At 52.0% G+C, this 22,286-nt stretch carries 20 protein-coding genes; 7 read left to right on the forward strand and 13 right to left on the reverse strand.

Annotation, left to right across the window (positions count from 1 at the left end; genetic code table 11):
• The first annotated feature begins 105 nt into the window (after positions 1 to 105).
• Positions 106 to 1,566, forward strand: coding sequence for a RimK family ATP-grasp domain-containing protein (locus U740_RS06325; protein WP_036859789.1), 1,461 nt, complete (start codon positions 106 to 108; stop codon positions 1,564 to 1,566).
• 83 nt (positions 1,567 to 1,649) lie between these two features.
• On the opposite strand, the gene rpsT is transcribed toward U740_RS06325, so the two are convergent.
• A complete protein-coding gene (rpsT, locus tag U740_RS06330) occupies positions 1,650 to 1,919 on the reverse strand; it encodes a 30S ribosomal protein S20 (RefSeq protein ID WP_036861474.1) in 270 nt (89 codons plus the stop codon).
• 204 nt (positions 1,920 to 2,123) lie between these two features.
• Between rpsT and murJ the strand changes: the two genes are divergently transcribed.
• The 6 genes from murJ to ispH all read left to right on the forward strand — a co-directional run bounded on the left by murJ (position 2,124) and on the right by ispH (position 9,626).
• On the forward strand, positions 2,124 to 3,818 hold the full coding sequence (gene murJ, locus U740_RS06335) for a murein biosynthesis integral membrane protein MurJ (RefSeq protein ID WP_081890863.1): 1,695 nt from the start codon (positions 2,124 to 2,126) through the stop codon (positions 3,816 to 3,818).
• A gap of 127 nt (positions 3,819 to 3,945) precedes the next feature.
• Positions 3,946 to 4,890, forward strand: coding sequence for a bifunctional riboflavin kinase/FAD synthetase (gene ribF / locus U740_RS06340; protein ID WP_036859790.1), 945 nt, complete (start codon positions 3,946 to 3,948; stop codon positions 4,888 to 4,890).
• Between the two features lie 18 nt (positions 4,891 to 4,908).
• Entirely contained in the window at positions 4,909 to 7,716 is a 2,808-nt protein-coding gene (gene ileS / locus U740_RS06345; RefSeq protein WP_036859791.1) for an isoleucine--tRNA ligase, read from the forward strand.
• A 22-nt stretch (positions 7,717 to 7,738) separates the two neighbouring features.
• Positions 7,739 to 8,227: a signal peptidase II gene (lspA, locus tag U740_RS06350; RefSeq protein ID WP_036861479.1), complete on the forward strand. Its 489-nt coding sequence runs from the start codon at positions 7,739 to 7,741 to the stop codon at positions 8,225 to 8,227.
• Positions 8,227 to 8,694, forward strand: a complete 468-nt coding sequence (fkpB, locus tag U740_RS06355; protein WP_036859793.1) for an FKBP-type peptidyl-prolyl cis-trans isomerase — start codon at positions 8,227 to 8,229, stop codon at positions 8,692 to 8,694. The genes lspA and fkpB overlap by 1 nt, the downstream gene beginning before the upstream one ends.
• Complete coding sequence (ispH, locus tag U740_RS06360) at positions 8,694 to 9,626, forward strand: 4-hydroxy-3-methylbut-2-enyl diphosphate reductase (protein ID WP_036859794.1); 933 nt, start codon at positions 8,694 to 8,696, stop codon at positions 9,624 to 9,626. The genes fkpB and ispH overlap by 1 nt, the downstream gene beginning before the upstream one ends.
• Positions 9,627 to 9,716: 90 nt before the next feature.
• Here the strand turns inward: ispH and U740_RS06365 are convergent, their stop codons facing one another.
• From U740_RS06365 to U740_RS06420, 12 genes are all read right to left on the reverse strand, one after another.
• The gene (locus U740_RS06365) at positions 9,717 to 10,115 is read right to left on the reverse strand and encodes a type IV pilin protein (protein ID WP_051921253.1); all 399 of its coding nucleotides are present in this window, start codon (positions 10,113 to 10,115) and stop codon (positions 9,717 to 9,719) included.
• Positions 10,115 to 13,510 (reverse strand): pilus assembly protein, encoded by a 3,396-nt coding sequence (locus U740_RS06370; RefSeq protein WP_036859796.1) that lies wholly within the window; start codon positions 13,508 to 13,510, stop codon positions 10,115 to 10,117. Before U740_RS06370 ends, U740_RS06365 begins: the two co-directional genes overlap by 1 nt.
• Positions 13,507 to 13,887: a hypothetical protein gene (locus U740_RS06375; RefSeq protein WP_036859798.1), complete on the reverse strand. Its 381-nt coding sequence runs from the start codon at positions 13,885 to 13,887 to the stop codon at positions 13,507 to 13,509. Before U740_RS06375 ends, U740_RS06370 begins: the two co-directional genes overlap by 4 nt.
• 20 nt (positions 13,888 to 13,907) lie before the next feature.
• Positions 13,908 to 14,354 carry a hypothetical protein gene (locus tag U740_RS06380; RefSeq protein WP_152556796.1) on the reverse strand — a complete coding sequence of 149 codons (447 nt, stop codon included), beginning with the start codon at positions 14,352 to 14,354 and terminating at the stop codon, positions 13,908 to 13,910.
• 55 nt (positions 14,355 to 14,409) lie between these two features.
• Entirely contained in the window at positions 14,410 to 15,183 is a 774-nt protein-coding gene (locus U740_RS06385) for a PilW family protein (RefSeq protein ID WP_036859800.1), read from the reverse strand.
• Positions 15,180 to 15,731, reverse strand: coding sequence for a type IV pilus modification protein PilV (gene pilV / locus U740_RS06390; protein ID WP_051921254.1), 552 nt, complete (start codon positions 15,729 to 15,731; stop codon positions 15,180 to 15,182). Before pilV ends, U740_RS06385 begins: the two co-directional genes overlap by 4 nt.
• On the reverse strand, positions 15,728 to 16,267 hold the full coding sequence (locus U740_RS11825) for a GspH/FimT family pseudopilin (RefSeq protein ID WP_152556797.1): 540 nt from the start codon (positions 16,265 to 16,267) through the stop codon (positions 15,728 to 15,730). Before U740_RS11825 ends, pilV begins: the two co-directional genes overlap by 4 nt.
• Before the next feature lie 164 nt (positions 16,268 to 16,431).
• Positions 16,432 to 16,938: a GspH/FimT family pseudopilin gene (locus tag U740_RS06400; protein WP_160172073.1), complete on the reverse strand. Its 507-nt coding sequence runs from the start codon at positions 16,936 to 16,938 to the stop codon at positions 16,432 to 16,434.
• A 142-nt stretch (positions 16,939 to 17,080) separates the two neighbouring features.
• Positions 17,081 to 18,430 (reverse strand): sigma-54-dependent transcriptional regulator, encoded by a 1,350-nt coding sequence (locus tag U740_RS06405; protein ID WP_036859805.1) that lies wholly within the window; start codon positions 18,428 to 18,430, stop codon positions 17,081 to 17,083.
• Entirely contained in the window at positions 18,427 to 20,055 is a 1,629-nt protein-coding gene (locus U740_RS06410) for a sensor histidine kinase (protein ID WP_051921256.1), read from the reverse strand. The genes U740_RS06405 and U740_RS06410 overlap by 4 nt, the downstream gene beginning before the upstream one ends.
• A 120-nt stretch (positions 20,056 to 20,175) precedes the next feature.
• Positions 20,176 to 21,021, reverse strand: a complete 846-nt coding sequence (nadE, locus tag U740_RS06415) for an NAD(+) synthase (protein WP_036859806.1) — start codon at positions 21,019 to 21,021, stop codon at positions 20,176 to 20,178.
• 197 nt (positions 21,022 to 21,218) lie between these two features.
• The gene (locus U740_RS06420; protein WP_036859808.1) at positions 21,219 to 22,202 is read right to left on the reverse strand and encodes an outer membrane protein assembly factor BamD; all 984 of its coding nucleotides are present in this window, start codon (positions 22,200 to 22,202) and stop codon (positions 21,219 to 21,221) included.
• Positions 22,203 to 22,286 lie beyond the last annotated feature (84 nt).

Genomic DNA, 22,286 nt, shown 5'->3' on the forward strand with positions numbered 1-22,286 from the left:
AGTTGGTTAACAGGGTAGATCTGATGAACCGGCAGGTTGCCGGGATCCGGTAGCCTGGGAGCGTCTCTCTATATTTGCTGACAATACAGACAGAGTAAACAATTTATGTCCAATCTTTTGCTGGTGGTGGACGATCTCGAGGACATCAACGGCTTTGGCTTCGATGACCGGGCCATCAGTTTTGCACAATATCTGGAGGATCACCCGAAAAAAGGCGAGAAAAAGCTCAGCCTGATCAACCTGTGTGACAGTGGAAAGTATTTGAGTAGGGGATACTATTGTTCCCTGCTGGCGGAGGCCCGGGGGCATCGGGTGATGCCTTCTGTGAACACAATCAACGATCTGCGCAGTAAGTTGTTGTACATGTCGCGTATCACGGGTGAGCTGCTGTTATCCGGTTCCAATACGGGAGGAGAAGGGGAGAAAAAAACGTTTTATGTGAATTTTGGGGTTGCATCAGACCCCGGTTTTTCCCGCTTCGGACAGCGACTGTTTTCTGTGTATCCGGCCCCCATGCTGAAAGTTGTGTTGTTCTGGTCTGGTGGCTGGCAAGTAAAAAGTATTGTTGCCATCTCCTTGGGTAAATTGCCAAAAGCGGAGCGTCCGAAATTTTTGGAAGCGATGCTCAAATTTAACGAAAAACGCTGGCAGAGCCCGAAAAAGAAGAAATCCTATCGCTGGGAGCTGGGTGTGCTGGTGGATCCCAAGGAGATCATGCCTCCCAGTAACAAGGAAGCCCTGAGCCGTTTTATCAAGGCTGCCGCCAAGTGTAATATCAATGCGGAGTTGATCACTGCCAGGGATTACCCGCGCCTCGGCGAATATGACGGCCTGTTTATTCGTGAGACCACCGCTATCGACCATCATACCTTCCGCTTTGCCAGGAAGGCGGAGATAGAGGGGATGGTAGTAATTGATGATCCCACCTCCATTTTGCGTTGTTGTAACAAGGTTTTTTTACAGGATGCCTTTACCTACAACGGTGTCCCAGCGCTCAAAACCCAAGTGTTTTCCACGCACACCCCAGACGACCTGGATGCCATTGAAAAGGAGTTTGGCTACCCCGTGGTGTTAAAGATACCCGAGGGTTCGTTTTCCAAAGGCGTATTCAAAGCTGCTAACAGGGAGGAGTTGTTGGCACATCTGGCTGAGCTGTTGAAAACCACTGCGTTGGTATTGGTGCAGGAGTATCTCTATACCGATTTTGACTGGCGCATCGGGGTATTCAACAATCGGCCTTTGTATGCTTGCCGTTACTACATGGCGCGCAATCACTGGCAAATCTACAATCATGGAAGCAAACGGTTTAACTCGGGTGGTTTTGAAACCCTGCCAACCTACGAAGTGCCGAGAGAAGTGCTGGATGCCGCATTGCGTGCAGCCAGGGTGATCGGTAGTGGTTTATACGGTGTAGATATCAAACATCAGGGCAAGCAGGCCTACGTAATTGAAATCAACGATAACCCCAATATTGACTACAAAGTGGAGGACGTCTATCTCGGGGATGAGCTTTATATGCTGGTGATGGCGGAAATGGCTCGACGTCTGGAGCTGAAAGGTCGCTAGAAAATGACTATTGATCGCCGATTAATGGTCGGGCATAAAAAAACCGGCCATCGGCCGGTTTTTTTGATTGCAATGACAAACCCTTAGCTGGCTGCCATTGCCTTCAATTGGGCGTTCAGTCTGCTCTTGTGACGGGCAGCCTTGTTTTTGTGAATAATACCTTTGTCGGCCATCCGGTCAATGACAGGCACTGCTGAATTGTAAGCGGCAGTCGCCGTGGTCACTTCGCCGGTTGCAATGGCGGCGTAGGTTTTCTTGATATAGGTGCGTACCATAGAACGCAGGCCGGCATTGTGCTGGCGACGCTGTTCATTCTGACGTGCGCGTTTGCGTGCTTGGGGTGTATTGGCCACCTGGGTGCTCCTCTCAATCGTGAGTCTTGATTCAAGGCGCGGAAATATACAGGTTTTGGGGCGGCTTATCAACAGGCCGAAGGCCACAAAGTCCGCAAATTGCATTTGGCTTGATAGCTGGGCGATTGGCGACGTGTCCAGGCGCGATACCCAGCAGTCGATCCCGGTTGTTGAAGCCGGTTGTCCGGGCCTTGCCAATCAGCAATGCCGCTATCATCCCGTCACCAAAATCACTATGATTTGCCCCTTGCGTTTAGCTATTGTCGGGACAATGCCGGTTTGCAACCACAGAATTCAGACGATTCAAATCCTTCCGAGCACAAAGCCGCCGAACCCCCCGTAGCGCCTGGCCTGCTGCGCTCCAGTAGTGTGGTCGGCAGTATGACGATGCTCTCCCGGGTGCTTGGCTTGCTGCGGGATATGGTGTTTGCCAGGGTCATCGGTGCCGATGCGCTGGCGGATGCCTTCTTTGTCGCCTTTAAAATTCCGAATTTCTTTCGACGACTGTTTGCCGAGGGAGCATTTGCCCAGGCATTTGTGCCAGTACTGGGTGAGTATCGCGAAAAAGGCACCCCGGCAGCGGTCAAGGCTTTACTGGATAGCGTGGCTGGCGTGCTGGGTTCATCGCTGATTGTGCTCACCATTCTGGTGGTCATTGCTTCGCCGTTAGTCACTGCACTGTTCGCCTTTGGTTTCTGGCTCGATTACCCGGACAAGTTTGACGCTGCCAGCAGTATGCTGCGGATCACTTTCCCCTACTTGATGTTGATATCCCTGACAGGCCTGGCCGGGGCAATTCTCAACAGTTACGACCGTTTTGCCGTGCCCGCTTTCACGCCGGTACTGTTAAATCTCACCCTGATAGCCGCGGCACTGGTGGCCGCCCCCTGGTTTGATGCGCCCGTCTATGCACTGGCCTGGGGCGTGCTGGTGGCCGGGGTTGTGCAACTGCTGTTTCAGTTACCATTTCTTGCTCAGATTCACCGGCTCCCGAACCCTAAAGTGGATTGGCGGGATGAAGGTGTGCGCAGAGTGCTTCGACTGATGGTGCCGGCAATCTTTGGCGTTTCTGTCAGCCAGATCAACCTGTTGCTGGATACTGTGATTGCCTCGTTTCTACCAACGGGCAGTATTTCCTGGCTGTATTACTCCGACCGGCTGTCTGAACTTCCGTTGGGTGTGTTTGGCATTGCGATCGCCACCGTGATTTTGCCCAGCCTGTCCCGGCAACATGCTGCCCGTACCGGGGAAGTATTCAGCCGCACCCTCGACTGGGCTCTGCGTATGGTGCTGCTGGTTGCCATTCCAGCGGCGGTGGCATTGATGATACTGGCCGAGCCGATTCTCACGACCCTGTTTTATTATGGTGATGTGATGACGCCGCGGGATATCGGAATGGCGGTCCTCAGCCTCCAGGCGTACGCGATTGGCCTGATTGCTTTCATGCTAATCAAGGTATTGGCTCCCGGTTATTTTGCCCGGCAGGATATGAAAACCCCAGTGCGTATTGGGGTGATTGCCCTGGTAACCAATATGGTGCTCAATTTGGCGTTTGCCCTGCCGCTGGACCACTATTTTGGCATCGGGCATGTCGGGTTGGCGCTGGCAACATCGTTGGCGGCCATGCTGAATGCCGGACTGCTGTTTAGGGGCCTGTATCGCTTCGGTATTTATCATCCTTCTCCCGGCTGGCGCCGCTTTTTGCTGACCTTGCTGGGTGCGAATCTGGTCATGGCGACGGTGCTGTTGGGGTTCACGGCTCACCTGAATCAGTGGCTCTTCTGGGGCGGTTGGCAGCGTGCTGGCTGGATGCTCTTGATTTGTCTCAGTGGCATGCTGGTATACACACTGTTTTTGCTGGTGGGTGGCATGCGACCTTCTCACCTCCGCCATCGCTAGGGCACTGTCACAAAAGTGTTGCCGTGGCGGCGCCGCGCCTGTTTTTCCCCCATTGGGCTGGGTTATACTGCTGCCTTTGTTTCGCGATGAAAGCCGCCAGTGACTCCAAACCAGTGACCGGAAACCAGTGACCGGAAAAAAGCATCAGTTTATCCGTGGGTTGCATAATCTGCGTCCGGGACATCGAGGTTGTGTCGCGACGATCGGTTCATTTGACGGCGTTCATCTCGGCCATCGGGCAATACTGCAACAGTTGCGTGAAAAGTCCGCAATATACGGGCTGCCTTCTGTGGTGATTATTTTTGAACCCCAGCCTCAGGAGTTTTTCTCGGGAGAGCAGGCTCCGGCCCGGCTGATGCGTTTACGCGAAAAGGTGGAAGCGCTGGTCAGCGAAGGTATAGATCGGGTGCTCTGCCTTCAGTTCAATCCTTCGTTGCGCAGTTTGTCTGCCCGACAATTTATTGACAGAGTATTAATAGAAGGACTGGATGTTCGCTGTCTGGTGGTCGGTGACGACTTCCACTTTGGCCATGATCGCAGTGGCAATGACCGGCTGCTCAGGCAAGTGGGAGAGCAGCAGGGTTTTGATGTGATCGACACGCATACCCTGCAGTATGGCAGCGAGCGGATCAGCAGTACGCGCATTCGCCGGGCTTTGGAGGTTGGTGATTTTGATCTGGCGGAAACGTTGTTGGGGCGACCCTATCAGATTACCGGCAGGGTGGTTTACGGACAGCAGTTGGGCCAACAGTTGGGTATCCCCACTGCCAATGTGCATCTCTATCGCTATCGCGCACCATTGAGCGGTGTGTATGTGGTGGAGGCGTTACTGGATGGCAGTCGCTTGCCCGGTGTTGCGAATGTGGGCGTGCGGCCAACCGTAGGTGACCTGATAAAACCGGTGCTCGAAGTGCACCTGCTGGATTTTGATCAGTTAATCTACGGTCAACGAATTCATGTGGAGTTCAAAAAGAAAATACGGGAGGAGCAGACGTTTGCTTCTCTCGATGCCATGGTAACGAAAATTCACAGTGATATTGCACTGGCCCGGCAGTACTTTGCCGAGGTGTAACCCCGATGTTGGAAAACGATGACTGATTACAAAGCTACCCTCAATTTGCCGTTTACCGAGTTTCCCATGAAGGCCAATCTGGCCCAGCGGGAACCGAACATGCTGAAATCCTGGCAGAGCGACGGGCTTTACGAAAAAATTCGTGAGCAGCGTCACGGCAGAAAAAAATTCATTTTGCACGACGGCCCTCCCTACGCAAATGGCGATATTCATATCGGTCACTCGGTCAATAAAATCTTGAAGGATATCGTCGTCAAGTCCCGTACGCTGAGCGGTTATGACGCGCCCTATGTGCCCGGCTGGGATTGTCACGGACTGCCCATCGAACACCAGGTTGAAAAGAAAATCGGCAAAGCCGGCGTCAAGGTGGACACCAAGACATTTCGTCAGAAATGTCGGGAGTATGCGCGCCGTCAGGTGGATGGCCAGAAAAAGGATTTTATGCGTCTCGGCGTGCTGGGCGACTGGGAAAATCCTTATCTGACGATGGATTACCAGTTTGAGGCAAATATTATTCGGGCACTGGGCAAGATCATAGAAAATGGTCATCTGGTGCGTGGTTTCAAGCCGGTTTACTGGAGTGTGGTCGGTGCCTCAGCCCTGGCGGAAGCCGAGGTTGAATATCAGGACAAAATGTCTTTTTCCATCGATGTGGCGTTCCCGGTTGTGGATACCGAAGCCTTTTTGGCCCTCGTGGATAATGTGACCGGCGAAGGGCCGGTCGCAGTGGCCATCTGGACCACCACGCCCTGGACGCTGCCTTCCAACCAGGCGGTCAGTCTCAATCCTGAATTGAATTATGTGCTGCTGCAGTGTGATGCCGGTGAGGGTGTCAGTCGCTTTCTGTTGGCCGAAGAGCTAGTGCCTGCCGTGATGAAGCGCTGGGGTGTGGAAGACTACCAGGTTGTTGGCCGTGTCAAAGGACAGCGGCTCGAGAATCAGCTGCTACAGCACCCATTTTATGATCGCCAGGTGCCGATATTACTGGGTGAACATGTCACCACTGAGACCGGTACGGGCTGCGTCCATACAGCGCCGGATCACGGCATGGAAGACTTCGTGGTGGCCAATAAATACGGTATTGGCACACTCAATTATATTGATGATCATGGCCTTTTCCGCGATAGCGTGCCGCTGTTTGCTGGCGAGCATGTCTACAAGGCGGATGAAGCCGTTCTGGCGCAGCTGGAGCGGCGGGGCGTGCTGTTGGCCACCCATAAAATTACCCATAGCTACGCGCACTGCTGGCGGACCAAAACCCCGCTGATCTACCGCGCCACACCGCAATGGTTTATCGGCATGCAGCAGAACGGCCTGCTGGATAAAGCCCTCAAGGCGGTGAAGGACGTCACCTGGTATCCTTCCTGGGGGCAGGCCCGCATTGAGGGGATGCTGGAGAACAGCCCCGACTGGTGTATTTCACGTCAGCGCACCTGGGGTGTGCCGATAACCCTGTTTATTCACCGGGAAACCGGCGATTGGCACCCGCGCACTGCCGAGTTGATTGAGGTGGTTGCCCAGCGTGTTGAGCAGGCGGGCATTGATGCCTGGTTTGATCTCGATGCTACAGAGTTGCTGGGTGACGAAGCTGCAGACTATACCAAGGTTACGGATACTCTGGATGTCTGGTTCGACTCGGGGGTTACCCATGCCGCTGTACTGGATGCCCGCGACCAGCTCGCCTATCCGGCGGATCTCTACCTGGAGGGATCCGATCAGCACCGCGGCTGGTTCCAGTCTTCCCTGAAGACGGCCATTGCCATCAAGGGCAGTGCCCCATACCGGGCTGTTTTGACACACGGTTTCACGGTGGATGCCGATGGCCGAAAGATGTCCAAATCCCTGGGCAATGTGATGTCGCCCCAGCAGGTAGTCAACGATTTGGGAGCGGATGTCCTGCGCCTGTGGGTCGCAGCGACGGATTTCAGCGCGGAAATGAGCGTTTCCGAGGAGATTCTAAAGCGCACTGCGGACTCCTACCGGCGCATCCGCAATACGGCCCGATTCCTGCTTTCAAATCTCAACGGTTTCGATCCGGCTCGGGATTTGTTGCCGGTCGAGGATATGCTGGAGCTGGATCGCTGGGCTGTGGGGCGAGCTGCCAGTGCCCAGCGGGATATCCTCGCCGCCTATGACAGCTACCATTTTCATCCCATCTACCAGAAACTGCACAATTTTTGTGTCACCGATATGGGTGGTTTCTACCTGAATATCATCAAGGATCGGCAATATACCTGTCAGGAGAACTCTAGGGCCAGACGATCTGCGCAGTCGGCAATTTACCATATCGCCGAGGCTCTGGTTCGGTGGGTTGCCCCAGTGCTCAGTTTTACTGCGGATGAAATCTGGCGTGTCATGCCCGGAGTGCGTGGAGAGTCGGTATTTATGGCGGAGTGGTGGTCGCTGCCACCCGCTGCCCCAGATGCGATTCCCGACAGCGATTGGGTGCTGATTGCCAGGGCTCGAAATGCGGTCAACAAAGTCCTGGAAGGCAAAAAAGAGACGGGTATCCAGAAGTCTCTGGAAGCGGAAGTAGTGCTGTACGCGGACGATGCGCTGGCCAGTGCGTTGGGTAAACTGAAAGATGAATTGCGTTTTGTGTTGATTACCTCTGAGGCCCGGCTGGCACCACTCAGTGATGCAAACGGTGCCGAACCTACAGAGCTTGAGGGTTTGTTTTTGCGTGTTGATCGCACGTCCCATGACAAATGTGTCCGCTGTTGGCATCACCGTGCCGATGTGGGTGCGGTGGCTGAACATCCGGAATTGTGTGGTCGCTGTGTGGAAAATGTCACAGGTGCCGGCGAACGGCGTCTGTTTGCGTGACCAGATGCCAATGGTAAATACCATGCAATCCCGTGCTGGCTGGTATCTCCTGTCCGTACTGGTCATTCTGATCGACCAGTCCACCAAATACTGGGCCTCGGCGTCACTGGTCTATGGCCGGGCGGTGGAGTTGCTGCCTATGCTGAACCTGACGCTGCTCCACAACCGGGGTGCAGCCTTCAGCTTTCTCAGTGATGCAGGCGGGTGGCAGCGCTGGTTTTTTACCGGTATTGCGCTGGCGGTGAGTATTTTCATTGTGCTTTGGATGGCGCGTCTGACCACTGGGAAAACCCTGCTGGGTATTGCACTGGCGTTGGTGCTCGGTGGCGCGCTTGGTAATTTACTGGATCGGGTGTTTCTCGGTTATGTGGTTGATTTTATCGATGTCTATTATTTGAATTATCACTGGCCCGCGTTCAATGTGGCGGATTCTGCGATTACAGTGGGTGCTATCCTGTTAATCATTGAAAGTCTATGCCATCGCGACCAGTCACATGAGAGGAAAAATTGATGGTTGATACCCATGAAACGGCACCTGTCACCATTGGGCCGGATACGAAGGTGACGCTGCATTTTTCGCTGGCGCTGGAAGATGGTTCGGTGGTGGACTCCAACTTTTCAGGTAAACCGGCAACCTTTGTGGTGGGTGACGGAAGTCTGCTGAATGGTTTTGAGTCTGCATTGTTTGGTCTGAGTACCGGTGATGAGGCCGTACTGGAGATTGATCCTGAGCAGGGCTTTGGCCCTCACAATCCCAACAACATCCAGCGTTTTTCAAAAGGGGACTTTACCGATGATGTTCAGCTGGAGCCGGGGCTGATGCTGTCATTTGCAGATGCCAGCCAGGCCGAGTTGCCCGGAGTCGTGGTTGAAGTGGATGATGAGCATGTCATGGTGGATTTCAATCATCCTCTCGCAGGCCATCAAATTACCTTCGCCGTAAAAATTCTTGATGTCATACCGGCGGTGACCCACTAATGGAGGTCAAACTTGCCAATCCGCGTGGGTTTTGCGCTGGCGTTGATCGGGCCATTGATATTGTCAATCGCGCCCTGGATATCTTTGGTGCCCCTATCTATGTCCGTCATGAAGTGGTACATAACAAGTTCGTGGTGGATGCTCTCCGTGAGCGCGGTGCCATCTTTGTCGAGGAGCTCCACGAAGTACCCGATAATGTGATTGTGGTTTTCAGTGCCCACGGTGTACCCCAGTCTGTCAGGCAGGAGGCTGAGCAGCGGCAGTTGCGGGTCTTTGATGCGACCTGTCCGCTGGTGACAAAAGTGCATATGGAGGTGGTGCGTTACAGTCGTGAGGGCCGGGAGTGCGTCCTGATTGGTCATCAGGGTCACCCTGAAGTGGAGGGGACCATGGGGCAATATGATGACGCCAATGGTGGGCATATCTACCTGGTGGAAAATGAGACAGATGTCAGTCAACTTGACGTCAAGGTACCGGGTAATCTGGCCTACGTTACCCAAACAACGCTGTCGGTTGATGATACCGCCAAGGTGATTGATGCGCTACGGAAGCGATTTCCCACCATTTCCGGTCCCAAAAAAGACGATATTTGCTATGCCACCCAGAACCGCCAGGATGCCGTAAAGCAGTTGGCGCTGGAGTGTGATCTGGTGCTGGTTGTCGGTTCGCCAAACAGTTCAAACTCCAATCGATTGCGAGAGCTTGCCGATCGATGTGGTGCCGATGCCTATTTGATTGATAGCGCGCTGGATATCAGGCCAAGCTGGCTGGTTGGCAAAAAAGCCATTGGTGTTACTGCCGGTGCTTCAGCTCCGGAAGTGCTGGTTCGCGATGTTGTGCACAAACTTGAAACATTGGGTGCGCGTCCACCGGAAGAGCTTCCCGGGGCCACTGAAAATATCAGTTTCTCGATGCCAAGAGAACTTCGCTAGTGAAATAGATAAGTTATGAGCTAAGAAAAAAACCGGACATTGTCCGGTTTTTTGTTTTGGAAAGGCTGTTTCAAGAACACAAAACCAGAGCTAGTCCTCCCAGTTGCCGGTTTTTTCCCCTCGGCTACTGAGTCCCAGGTTACCCTCCACAGCCTGGCCTCCCTGTGCCGTTGCCACGATGTTAATGCACTCATCCGTTGGCACGCCTGCGCAAGCTGCCGCACTGATCTGATAGTGTCCGTTTTCAGAAGGCAGGTTGGCGGCTACCGCGAAGCCCAGATCAGTCAGATCCGTCGTATAGGTCAGGTTGTTGATAAAATGGCGTTCCTGGGCCTGCATCACTTTATTCATCAGGGCAACGCCCTCGGTGCGGCGAGTCTCCCTGACAGTATCCATGTAAGACGGGTACGCAATCATCGCAAGTAATGCGATGATTGCCACCACAATCATTAGCTCAATCAGACTGAATCCTTCTATACGCTGTTTCACTATTGATTTTCCCGCCAATAGGTTCTGTAGATCTTGACTGTTGTCGGCAGTCCTTCGGGGCAGTTTTCACCCTCACATTCTGTATCAGTAACTTTTTCAGTTCCCACATAGAATTCTATCGAGGTTTTACCATCTTCATCCGGCACAAACAGTGCGACGACTTCCGGTGGGTTACCCGGTTGCTTCAGGTTGATGTACTGGCTGGACAGTACGGTTTTGCCCGTGACAAAGTTCATGGCATAGAGTCGTCCACCTCCGAGATAACCGGCACCACAGGTGGTGTCAACCTCTCCGGTGCCTTCCGGGAGATAAGAGGTGTAAATGGATGTGCCGTCGATGGTCAGTGCGGGCCGCATGAATTTTTCACCCAGGTCGATAGCATCCTTGTAGAACCCGTTGGGTGCATTTGTCTGAGGATCGGCAGGGTCACTGTCGGGGCTGGTCATATCCAACAAATCATCGTTATCTATGCTGTTGTATACAACGTCGCCATCTTCGTCTTTGGGTGGACCGTACACACTGTATTCAAAGATTGAGTACAGTCTATCGTCTATTGCAGTATTTTTTGGATGGGCCATATAGCCACTGCCAAAAGTCAGCACAAAGAAGGGTGCACGGCCTTTTTTCTGTGACAGGGATACAGTGGGTCCGACGTAAAAACGGCGGAATTCTCCAGCTTCGGCAAGGTTCGCAATCTTTCCACCCTGGGCGAGGTTGTTTGCCGAAGTCGTGGCACTATTAATATCAATGCGCCATACACTGCCTTGTATATCAACGCCAAAGATGATGTCGTCAATGCCGTCGCCATTCATGTCAGCTATGGTCAGATCGCCGGGGATGCTGTTGCTCATTGGCAGATCCAGATTGTGAATATCCTCGCTGGTGTCGTTATTACCGGCGGACCAGAGTTTCTGGCCTGTAAGGGCATCTACCATATAAATGGCAGCGCCCGTATCACCCGTTGTCGGGGTATCCGCCGCATCGTGTGCTGTGTCATAGCCGCCACCGAAAATCAGCACATCTCTGGTAGTACAGTCTTCACCATCCCCGTCACAGCTCCAGTTTATGCGGCCACGCACCGGTTTTGACCAGGTTTGCCCCAGATCACGAAAACCTGGACTGCCACCAAAAATGGTCCACAGAAGCTTTGGATTGTTAGTGTTGGTAATGTCCATGGCGTAGTAGTTATCACCGCCACGACGCATGCCAAAGTAGCTGTAAACATGGTCGCCATCTGAAGCATCAATAGTGATGTCATCGTCATCAGGGTTTTCTTCGCGCCAGATTGTCATGGGGCCATCGAGGCCATAGATTTTCGAGGCGTCGGGATCGTTAATGTAAGTGGCATGCTGTGTTTGCAGCTGATCCTGTGGAATGAAAGCGAACAGCTCTTCACCATTGCCGGTGTCAACGGCACGGAATGCGCCGTCATTGGAGGTGAAAAACAGCACATCTTCTGTGGTGTTTTCTTCAGAATCCCCGGAATAGGTAACCACGACCGGGCGGTTGTGGAGGGCATCAGCCATGAAACGTGATGCGTCTATAGTGCTGCCGTTACCATTTTCATCGTTGACATCGACACCGAGTATCCATTTTATGAACTTGTCGCGCTCAGCCTCACTGGCATCATCACTCAGACCATAAAACTCATTGGTAATGGTATCGTTGTCGAGCGCGATAATATTTTCTGTGCTGTTAAGCACAATATTGTTCGTGCTGGCGTCTCCCGAGACGGTGTAAACCAGCCGGCTGTTGGTGAGTTCATTGGCAGCCCCACCTTTTTTTACAGCATTGCCGTCGGTATTCTGGCTCCAGTAGCTGATCGCGTTGGAATGAAAATAGCCAGTGTCCGGATTGATGGCAATGGCGTCGTCAGAGCCGACAATGTCGCCGTCTGTATTGATTTTGTACTTCTTGATGTTGCCGTGCCAGCGAGGATAAATATTCGGCTCAAAAATGGCAAAATAGAGTGAATCCTGGTGCTGCAGGCGATTGAAGGCATTCACAGACACTGCCGGCGCGGTGAATGTCGTGGACGTTGACAGAATATCCAGAATAATTTGGTTAAAGGCCGTTTTTAGCTGTTGGGAGGAGCTGGCCGTCAGATACTGTCCCTGTCCTTTATCCGCCGTTGTTTTGAGCAACTCCATCTCGTAGCCAAAATCGAAGGCTATGGTGTAGGTTCTGACGCTCTGGGTGCCGTCCAGCGTATCGTTGTAGTCATAGTTGGCCATATATTCAGCCATTTCATCGAGACAGGTGCGGTTCGACGTCTGGGCATCGTCAGAGTGGGAGCAACTGTTACCCGTCAGGTTCGAGACAGTGTTGTCCCGGCCGTTATCTCGAAATGGGGTGCCATCGGTGAGCAGCACCACATAGTTGCTCTGGCAGGAGCTTTCGCCGATGGGTGAATTGTAGTAGTCGGTGCCGTTTCTTCGGGTCACTGCAGCGGGATCGCGGTTCCAGCCAGACCCGTAATCGACCGAATCGCCCTTGAAGTACCGGTGAGCTTCCCACAGGGTTTCATTCAGTGGGGTCCAGTCGTCCGCGGGAATATCGTCGATTTTGTCAATAATGGCGTCGCGGTCATCTTCAATATCTGAAAAATGATGCAGCACATAGCCACCATTGCTGTAATTAAAGCGCATCAGGCCGAAATTCAGACCGGTAAAATTGCTGACAAGATCGGTGCCCGCTTCCTTCATGATATCGAGTTTTCTGCGATATTCAGAAGGGTTGGCTTGCAGGTATTCGTGATAATTGGCTGAAACGTAGAGTCTGTTATCGGTAATGCCGTTCTGGTTCCAGTTGATCTGGTTGCTGGTGGAGTAGGGGCCGTTATTACCGTCTCTGGCATAGCGATCAGAGGAGCTGTCGTCGATACCATGTACCCCGGCATCATCCCGGCACTCTACGGTTTTGTTCGAATTGCTGACATCACGCCAGTAGTTCACCGAAATGGTTTCACAGACCCTCCACCACCACCACCCCGTACACTGTTCTACAGTGCTCTCGTGCCATTCGGCAACCCGTTTTCCCGCATAAACGGGGAGGTCGGGTGAGTCCGCCATGTGGTCTGTCATTGCTTTACAGCTGTTTCTACCGGGGTCTATGCTGACGTTGCGGTAGCTGTAGTCTTCGTTGTGCACGTATATCGTGCCGTCACCCAGACCGCCGTAGTCGTAGTCGGGGTCGTAGGGTGGCTGGGTGAGAATTTCGTCATCCATACTGCCGGAGGAGTCAAAAATAAACAGCACGTTGGGCTGGAATTCCTCGGTTTCGGATAGGACCTCTTCGCTGAAGAAGATCTCTATATCGTCAGCCAGCAGTTGGTTGGAAACAGAGATGCCGGCAAGTAGCGGCAGGCCAAAGAGAATAAATCTGGTAAGTTTCATTCTGCAATCCTCTCTCTGGGAATAATTTTGATTTTTACCACATGGTCGTCTTCCTTGCGGTAGGTAAAGCTGGCGTAGTAGCCGCTCCAGGTCTGTAGTTCGGTAATGGGGCGCTCTGCACCAAACGCGTTAATGAAGGTCGTTGTGCCGTCGAATGTGTAATGTTGCGGCTCACAATCGATTGAGCATTGGTCTGGTGAAGCTATCACTGTGCCCATCCCCTGAACGCCGTCAGTGGTTTTGATCTCAATTTTGGCTATCTCGATAGTACGAACGAGCTCCACCATGATTGGCCCGAAAGCCAGTGCCGTGTTGGCGGTGAGCAGCATGCCAAAGACCGCACCAATCAAGGGTAAAAAATAGTTTTTAATGTCCATAGCGATAGACCTTTTTCGGGTTATTCGGTTGGTGCAAGTCGAACGATACCGCTCGTCTGACTTGAGCCAACGCCGGTGTTATCAAGTTCGACGATGCTGTTAAGTTCAAAATAATAGGCACTATTGGCAGTGGCGGAACCGATGGTGGAGCCGGTAACTTGTCCCAACCCCTCTTCCAGATAAACAACGGATGCTGATTGAGCAAAAGGATTGTCGGCCGATGTCTGGGTTAAATCGCCCTCAGGAATCGTTGCCTCTCCTAAGTTCAACGCATCAGTGAGCAAGTCCTCACTGTTTTCATCAACCATTTTCCGATATTGACCATTCAGTTCACTCAATGCTGTGTTGAAGGCATTTAAACGTATCTGGCTATTGCGAACCATATTTGACTGAAAGCTGATATCGGTGGTGGTCCCTATACCAATAATCGTCAATATGGTGAGCATCACCAGACAGACGATCAGCACAGCACCGTCCTGTTTGCGATCTGGAGCAGGTGTACCGCTCCGTATAGTCATTACCCTATTTTTCTGCATTGTTGTAGATCACGTTGTTTAGAGTGATGGTGGTACTGTATACCTGCCGTTCGTGTTTGTCGGTCAGGGAGAAAGGGCCGGCATCCAGCAGTGTAAAGGTGCGTGTTTCGACATTTCCGGAACCGATTTCCTGACCATTGTTAACCAGCACTGCAACTCGAATAGCGCTCACGGCTGCCCAGTCATCGACATCGTCAGCGGAAACGTAGGAAAAACCGCCGCCGGCTAATTCCACGCGGTAGAGAATATGCAAACTCTCTACGCCATCGACCAGCGGTTGGCCAACGCCAATCCAGCTGTTGCTCTCGAGGCTGAATCCGCGGCAGTTGAGGGCACTGATGCCATCGACTGTGTTCAGGTAAAAGACGTTGGCGATAATGTCCTCCGGACCGACAGTGTTGTCAGCGCAGTCACGGTCATTTTCCGGGTTGAAAACAGCCGCTATCTGATCGCCGGCAATCCCGGTGGTATCTTCGGTACAGGCGTTGTTGCCCGCGCAGCTTTCAGTGAGAAATGTCCGGTTTTCCACGGTTCCTATATCGGTAGTCTGATAATAGGCCTTGCTGAGTTCGCGACTCAGGAAATCCAGGGCAAACCGACCATTTTCCTGAATTCTGGACTGGCTATCGGTGGTGTCGTAGAGTTGCTGGGATGCGAGCATCATCTGCAATGCCCCGACTGTAAGCAGCAGGCCCAGCGCCATTGCTACCAGTAGTTCTACCATGGAAAGGCCGTATTGTCGGGCTCTATCAGCGCTCATGGTCTGAATACCTGAATAAATTGCTGCTGGATTAAAGCCTCTCTTTCATCCTCATCATCGGTCATATCCTGCGTGTCATCCGCCACGGCTTTTGAGCTCCATTGCAGTATTAATTGATAGTCGGATTCTGCGGGACAACCGGCATCTACACATGATATGGACGCAGTAAGATTCAATGGCGAACTGCCACTGCTGCAAAAAGTTTCCCATACATCAAATGTGGCCATTTCGCTGGCGTCACAGCTTTCGGCATCCGAGTCGGTATCGGCACAATAGGGGGCTGGCTCACTGTCGCAGTCGGCAGTGAAGTCAGTGATCGAGTAAGCGCCGGCTTCCCTGCCTGCTTCATTGGCTTGAATGCGGGCGACAAGTTCCTGTGCGGCCCATACGGCCTGGCTGCGTTGTGAGGAGTCAAAATTTTCTTTAATTGCCTGATATTGTAACGATGCAATACCCTGCAGGCCGATACTGAATACCAGCAATGCTATCAGCACCTCGATGAGGGAAGCGCCTGAGTGGAATTTATTGTAATTAGGCCTTTTTTTCATAATGTGCACGATGCTAACGGGTTGGTTTTGGTTCCCTTCACAATACTGGTTCTTCCTACCGGGTTGACAGTAATAGAGCTGCCTCCTTCCTCCTCCGTGCTGTCACAGAGGACTATCTCCACAGAGTTGTTGCCTTCATTGAGCAGCCCGCCACTGGTAAAACTGATGTAGGCTGCAGCATTGGCGCTGGTGCTGGCCGATATCCCACCCATGGAGAATTCCAGGTCCTTGATCAGGGTGTCATTTGCTGCGGCGTAAGCTGTGTTGCCGCCAGCGTCGGTATCGGTATACATCGTCAATCCTTCAGTCCAGCCGCCGGCTTTAGGCGCGAGAGTAATGACGCTCTGGCGACTGACTGCTTCACTCCGAGCCTGTTTCAGTATCCCCGCCAAATTCATGGTGGCAGTGTCCATACGTGTACTGACCACCCAATTGTTAAAACTGGGGATGCCTACCCCAAGAAGAACAACCAGAACCACCAATGTGACCATTAGCTCAATCAGCGTAAATCCTCTTTGGTCCCGAGCATTTTTCACGTACACGTCGCCTTTTTCGTTTGCCGTACGGCTGTTATAGAAAACACCGATACCTATTATCAATATGATTGTGTTGTTGGCAGTAGGTCAATGCCTTGCTGACAAGCGGCTTTATCGGTTAGATCGACGGTTGAAGGGGTTGGGTTTCAGTAATAACCAATGATTCAGCAATCGGGTTGTCTTATTCGGACTCTACCTGTTTTCGCTACAGAGGCTGCAAATTTATAGGGATTTTCTATCTTATCCGGACAGTAATGGAATGTACCGTTCAGCGAGTTAGTTAGCCCCAAAGGGCTAAACTGGAGATACGGTTTTTTTCTGAACGAGCGCCAGCTTAAGAATCGGGCAGCGTCATCCAGCTCAATGTATTTCACGATTTGGTCATCACTGTTAACAGAGCCATTGCCATTATTATCGACAAAAACCAACAAGTTCTGACCCCACTCTGTTGTGCAGTTGTCGAGACCCGGGCAGAGCGTGATGGTTTTCTGCATACTGACTGATTGAGCGCGAGAAAACTGAATGCTATGAATAAGTGTGTACTGCAGGGCAGTTGACTTCTGATACTGTATCCAGAGGGACATCGCCGGGATGCCTGCTATCAGTAATACACTTAATAAAGCGGAGATGATCAATAACTCCAATAGAGTAAATCCATTTACCCGTGACATTTGAAAATCCTTTTCCTGTGTCGTCTTCACTCATTCCTTTGAGTGCCAAAACTTACACTGGACTATAGTAGCAAAATGGATTTTTTTGCAATGCTCTCCTCTGCTTGAAATTGAATCCTTTTTGATATTGCTTTGTGCGGTTTTAGTCGAGGTCAAATTTCTGCAACTTATAGCGCATCTGGCGGAAACTGATACCCAGCTCACGAGCGGTAGCAGTCTTGTTCCAGCGATTTTTTTCGAGGGCTTTCAGTAGCAGTTCTTTCTCAATGGAGCCCAGGTAGTCATCGATTGAACCAAAATTGCTGACATTTGACTCGGAGTCGTTTCCGGGAGCGAAAGCAACGGTTGAAGGGTTGGGGAGCTGCAGGTCTCTGGCGGTAATTGTTGAACCATTGCAGAGCGTGAATGCTCTTTCGAGGATATTTTCCAGTTCCCTTACATTGCCTGGAAACGTATGTTGTCTGATTGCCGCCATAGCATCGTCTGACAGGGCTGGAAGTTTTGTCCCGGCTTCCCGGGAAAAGCATTGAAGGAAGTGCTCTGACAGTTGCGGAATATCTTCCGGGCGATCCCGTAGAGGTGGGACCTGCAGCTCAATAACATTGATGCGGTAAAATAGATCCTGTCGAAAGCGGTTGTTCTGTACCTCCCGCCCCAGATCTTTGTGAGTGGCGCTGAGTACGCGGACATCCACGGTTACTTCCTCTTCTGCCCCTACCGGGCGAATACTTTTTTCCTGGAGTGCCCTCAGCAGCTTGACCTGCATTGACAGTGGCAGATCAGCCACTTCATCCAGTAACAACGTGCCGCCATTGGCGGCTTGAAACAACCCCTGTTTGTCCTGGTGAGCACCAGTGAAACTGCCTTTTTTATGGCCGAAGAATTCACTCTCCATCAATTCAGAAGGAATGGCGCCGCAGTTCACCGGAATAAACGGGCCATTGGCCCTTGCCCCGAGAAAATGGATTGCCCTGGCCACCAATTCTTTTCCGCTGCCGGATTCACCACTGATAAAGATGGGAGCCTGGCTGCGTGCTACACGTCGAATCTGCTGTTTGAGTGTTTCTATAGCGGACGATTCACCGAGCAATACGGTTTCCGGTATGGCTGGATTTGCAGTTTCCTTTTTTAGTTGCAGTGCAGATTGGACAAGGTTGCGCAACCGCATCAGTTGCAACGGCTTGGAAATAAAATCAAAGGCTCCTTTTTTCAGGGCATCCACAGCGATCTCCATATTGCCGTGGGCGGTAATCATGGCGACTGGCAAATGTGGCACTGTGGCCTGTATATGGTCGACAAGTTCGAGTCCGTTGCCATCGGGCATTTTCATGTCTGTGAGGCAGAGGTCGAACTCCTCGCTTTCGAGCAATTTTCTGGCTTTAGTCAGCTTGGCAGCAGTGACGACTTCCAGACCCATTTGCTCAAGTGTAATGGTCAGAAGCTCTCTGATGTCAGGTTCGTCATCTACCACCAGTACGCGTTTTTTCATCATGATTGAGGCCTCGGTAATACCCGGTCGGGATGCGAAAACCCAATTCGGAAGTGTCTGTTTTCTGGCTCCTCTCCAAAATAATTGAGTGAAGCATAATTGACGCCGCAAAGCTCCTTGGCCAGATAGAGCCCCAAGCCTGAACCTTCATGGGATGTCGTGAAAAATGGTTCAAAAATGGAATTTTGATCTTCGAAGGGAACGCCTGGGCCGCGATCAAATACGTCCAGAAAGGGCAACTCTGAAGCCGTATCCCTGCAAACCACGAGTCTGACCCAGCGCTCCCCTGTGGCCTGTTCACTAAAACGCAGGCCGTTATCCACCAGATTGGTCAGTATTTGAGACAGGTGGCCCGGATCAAAGAAAATCTGTATATCCTTGTTCAGAGTCTCGATTTCTATGATGCAGGGGGTTTTCTGGGTGTCCATGTAATCGTTACGGAATTTTTTTAGCCATTGCCGGAGCCAGATTTTTTGAAATGCCGGGATCTTTTGCCGCGACAGTTGCAGTACGTTTTCAACAATCTGGTTTACCCGGAGACAATGGCGCTGAACGATATCCAGTAGTTTGGCCTGGCTGTTGTCGGTGGCCTGTTCTGCGAGCAGTTGCGACGCGTGGCTGATGGCCCCGAGCGGGTTACGAATTTCGTGAGCAATACTGCCGGTCAATCGACCGAGGGAAGCGAGTTTCAATTGCTGGGCATGTTGTGAGAGGGAGCGTGTATCCTCGAGAAAAATAAGGGTTTGCTTATCTTCCCCCTGGTGGAGAGAGGTGAAGTTAGCCTGGATTTCTATCGACGAGGTAGGTGTTTTAAAGGTGGGGGTTCTAAGCCAGCGATAGGTCTTCCAACGATCAAGCTGTTGGTAGAGAGGCATGATCAGACTGAGTGGCTGGCCAGCTCCCAGTGGTTTTCCTGGCTGTTGTCCTCCAAGCAGCTGAATGGCAGCGCTGTTGATGAGTGTGATGTTGTCCTGTCTGTCGACCACTACAATACCGGTACGCATCCGTTTGACAATGGATTCATTGAGTTGCTGCAGCTGTTCGCTTTCAATAGCTTTCTCCGCCGCAATCGTTTGGGCGAGGCGGATTCTCTGGGTTAATACCTGGAACAGCAGGGCTGTGGCAAATAACAGTATGCCGAGAATGCCTGCGGGAAAAATGGATTCCTTACTTTGCCCGAGAATCATGCTCGTAGACAGTGTTTCCAGCATCACACAGATGCTGGCCGTTGCCGCCAGTAACAATGCCAGCTGGCCGGCCACCAGAATACTGCCTGCCGCAACGGTGGCGAGCATCAGAAACCCCAGACCGCTTTCCAGTCCACCACTGGCGTGCATCATCAGTGTGATTGCCACCATGTCGGTCAACAGCATGAAAAACAACATCTGGATGCCGGGTGTGGCTCGATAGATTTTCAGCGAAATCAGTGACAGCAGGCACAGCACGGTATAGATGCCGACTGTTCCCAAAAAGAGCTGTGGCATCTCTGCGCCCAGGATTCGGGTCGCGACGCCTGTCAGGTACATCGTGAGTAAGGCGCTGGACAAAATGACCCGGTAATAACCGTATACCTTGAGCAGGCTGTCCGGTGCCGGTGGGGCAGTCACTTTGCCGATATTGAGTTGCATAAGGATCGGGGGCCTGGTCGGATTGAGTCAGAGTCTATCTGAAAAAGGGGTATCGATTCATGAACAGTACCGCTATTTTCCAATCAGGTGGTTGTGTTGTCAGGACCGTGCGGGCAAAAGCTACTGGTCGTAGATAGTTGGAATGGGATCTCGCTTGTGCCGGGTATTGTGATAGATCTCGATAATGCAGTTGGCCACCTCGTCGCTGACAGGCTTGGCTTCCAGAAAATCATCCAGCTCATCGTAGCTAATGCCGAGTGCGTGCTCGTCGGCTCTCTGTGGAGCGAGGCATTCCAGATCAGCTGTGGGTGTTTTTTCAATGAGGCGTTCAGGCGCGCCGAGAAAAGCAGCGATTTGTTTGACCTGCCGTTTGCTTAGGCCGAACAGTGGTGCCAGGTCACAGGCACCATCCCCCCATTTGGTATAAAAGCCTGTGACGTTCTCGGCCGAGTGGTCTGTGCCGAGCACCAGCCCACCCAGCAAGCCTGCGACCTGATATTGGACGATCATACGTGTGCGAGCTTTGGTGTTGCCTTTGGTAAAGTCGGTCTGGCCCGGAGAGGCGGTCAGAAGCTGCCCGTTGTTCAGCGCAGCAAGCACTGCTTCATGGATGGCTTCCACGCCGGGCTTGATATTGACGACCAGGCACTCACTGGGCTGAATGAACTCAATAGCCTGTTGGGCCTCATGTTCATCAGCCTGAATGCCGAAGGGCAATCGAACAGCAACAAAGCGATAAAGCGGCTCGCCCTGTTCCTGATTCAGTTGTTCAACGGCCAGCTGTGCCAGCCGCCCGCAGGTTGTTGAATCAATGCCACCACTGATGCCCAGCACCAGGTTGTGCAAGTTGGCACTGGTCAGGATCGACTTGATAAAATCAACACGCCTGGTGATCTCGTAGGCCGGATCAATGCTGGGCAGGACTTTCATTTCCTGCAAAATATGTTTTGCGTCTGGTGTTTGCATCGTTATTTTCTCCGAATAAGGTTGGCTATTTCTGAGCGAACTCTACAAGCATAGACGGGTAATAAAGAATAACGGATTTTCGAAACAGGTTGGAATACGATATTTTGATTATCCTGGTTGAAAAGCCTGTCGGTAAAAAACAGATATAGGAGCTGTTGCTCCTTATCCGGTTGAAATTTTCTTATCGCTGGTTGCTATCAGTCGAGTACACCGAGTGTCAGCCAACTGAGCCAGGATCGCTTCTCTTCGCCGCGATTGTTGCCCCCCGACACATTGCGATAACGCTCATTGAAAACATGGCGGGAGTCAAACCTGGGGGGATCCGGGTGGTCATAAAGACCAAGGGTCATTCTATTCAGCCAGGTTGGCTCCATAAAATGGGGATCGTCCTGGTACTGGAACTGACCGCTGGCGTCCAGAGCCGGGTGCTGGGGGTAGTTGGTTGCCAGTAGGGCCGCCGAATCTGCTGCCAGATCCTGCATCTGCATGAAATGATAGGCTTGCGCCATCACTGCCAGTCCGTCCGGCACTGCGGGCGTTTTCTGGAAGTTTTCAACCACATAACGGCCGCGGTTGGCTGCAGCCAGATAGGCGCCCCGCAGAAAATAGTAGTTGGCAACATGAATTTCATGTCGGGCAAGGATGTTGCGCAGATAGACCATCCGCTTGCGGGCATCGGGCGCGTAGGCACTTTCCGGAAAGCGGTTGAGCAATTCATTGAACGTGACAAACGAGTTGCGTGCCGAACCCGGATCACGCTTGGTTTCATCGGTGGGCAAAAACTGTTCAAAGAATCCCTTGCTCTGAACAAAGGAGGCCAAACCTTTCAGGTAGTAGGCATAATCCACGTTGGGGTGTTGAGGGTGCAGGCGGATAAAGCGGTCAGCGGAGGCGATAGTCGCCTCATAATCCTGAGACCTGAAGTAGGCATAAATCAGTTCCAGCTGGGCCTGTTCAGCGTAATCACCAAATGGATACTGGGCTTCCAGGGCCTCCAGATTATCGATCGCCTGAAACCAGTAGCCTGACGCCAGTTCTTTCTGGATTTTTTCAAAGAAATCTGCCTCGGTGTAACCGGAAGTATCTGTTTTATTGGCATCCTTGTCATCATCGCCCCCAAGCCAGGCACAGCCACTGGTCAAAAATATTGAGCAAACAAGCAATAGAGCGGGAAATCGCATGGAATGATTGAATCCTGGTGGGTCAACAGTGAAAGTGTTTTTATCGGCTGAAGTAAAGCCTGTAAGATGGGCTATTTAACCACA

Origin of the sequence: Porticoccus hydrocarbonoclasticus MCTG13d, from assembly GCF_000744735.1 — a bacterium.
In the GTDB taxonomy this organism is placed as follows: domain Bacteria; phylum Pseudomonadota; class Gammaproteobacteria; order Pseudomonadales; family Porticoccaceae; genus Porticoccus; species Porticoccus hydrocarbonoclasticus.